Source organism: Arthrobacter sp. 9V, assembly GCF_902506065.1.
Lineage (GTDB): Bacteria > Actinomycetota > Actinomycetes > Actinomycetales > Micrococcaceae > Arthrobacter.
On record NZ_LR733000.1, the window covers coordinates 1 to 1,476 of the forward strand.

Here is a 1,476-nt window from a genome sequence, read left to right on the forward strand (position 1 = left end):
GAGCAGGGTGCGTGGGTGAACGGCCAGCTGCTGAAGTCGGACGGCGGGATCTCGAACAGCGCTTGACGCACCGGATTGGTTGACGCGTCATCGAATTGGTTGACGCGTCAACCAAATGGGCGCACACTTGGTGCATGCAAACGCACGAACTCCTCGCCGCCGACACCGGGATGGGCGCCGTCACACTCCGCGTCGCGGACCTGGACGCGATGATCCGGTACTACCGCGACGGCGTCCGGCTGTCGCTGCTCTCCCACGACGGCGGCGTCGCCGTGCTGGGTCGCGGCAGCACGCCGATCGTGATCCTCGAGCACGCCCCCGCGATGCAGCACGCCGGCCCGCGCGAGGCCGGACTGTTCCACACGGCGATCCTGTTCGACACCCGGGCCGACCTGGCCGCCGCGCTGTACTCGGTCGCCACGCAGTACCCGGCGTCCTTCACCGGCAGCGCCGACCACCTGGTGAGCAACGCGTTCTACTTCACCGACCCCGAGGGCAACGGCGTGGAGCTGTACTGGGACCGCGACCGCACCGAGTGGTCGTGGACGCACGGCGTGATCGACATGGACACGAAGTACGTCGACCCGAACGCGTTCCTGCAGTCCCACCTGACCGAGGACGCCCTGGACACCGCCGCGGCACGCCCGGGCAAGGTCGGCCACGTGCACCTGTCCGTCGGCGACGTCGCCACCGCGCGCTCGTTCTACGTCGACACGCTCGGCTTCGAGACCACCGCGGGGTTCGGCGAGGCGCTGTTCGTCAGCGCCGGCGGCTACCACCACCACATGGCGATGAACACCTGGAACTCCCGCGGCGCCGGGCGACGACAGCAGGCCCTCGGGCTGGGCCTCGTCCGCATCGAGGTCCCCGCCGTCGACGACCTCGGCGCGCTGACCGAACGCATGCGGCACGGCGGCGTGGAACTCGCCGACGACGGCCGGACCGTGGCGTTCGACGACCCCTGGGCGAACCGCATCGAGGTGACGACGCCCGGTCGCGGCTGATGTGTCGCGACACTCCGCGCTGACCGACACCCCACGCCCGCCCGGACCCGCGAGGTGTCGCCCAGCGCGAAACCTCCCCACACCGGCCGCCGGACCGGCAGGATGGACCCGTGACTGACGACATCCGGTGGGAGGTGGTCGAGGAGAGCACGCTGTCGCTCCCCGACCACGAAGCGATCGCGGCGCTGCTCGGGCAGGCCTTCCCCGACTGGTCGCACTGGTACGTGGGCGGCCGGAGCTGGTCCGGCATGCAGCCGGAACGCCGCGTGCTCGCGCACAACGCCGACGGGGTCGTCCTGGCCCACGTCGGCATCCGCCGCATGTTCGTCACCGTCGGCGGGCAGGACGTCCTGGTCGGCGACACCGGCCTGGTCGCCGTGTCACCCCGGCTGCAGGGCACCGGCGTCGGCCGGGAGCTCATGACCCGGACCCACGCGGTCCTCGACGGACTGCAGGTGCCGTACGGGTTGCT

The 1,476-nt window shown here is 71.1% G+C and carries 2 protein-coding genes; both read left to right on the plus strand.

The features are described from left to right. The first annotated feature begins 134 nt into the window (after positions 1–134). Positions 135–1,004 (plus strand): VOC family protein, encoded by an 870-nt coding sequence (locus BACI9J_RS23190; RefSeq protein ID WP_056069378.1) that lies wholly within the window; start codon positions 135–137, stop codon positions 1,002–1,004. Between the two features lie 110 nt (positions 1,005–1,114). Further along, positions 1,115–1,476, plus strand: a 362-nt coding sequence (locus BACI9J_RS23195) for a GNAT family N-acetyltransferase (RefSeq protein WP_159736697.1), incomplete at its 3' end; no start/stop codon positions are given.

Excerpts from the sequence above, each read along its gene's own strand:
- BACI9J_RS23190 (WP_056069378.1), top strand. The coding sequence starts at position 135 with ATGCAAACGCACGAACTCCTCGCCGCCGACACCGGGATGGGCGCCGTC.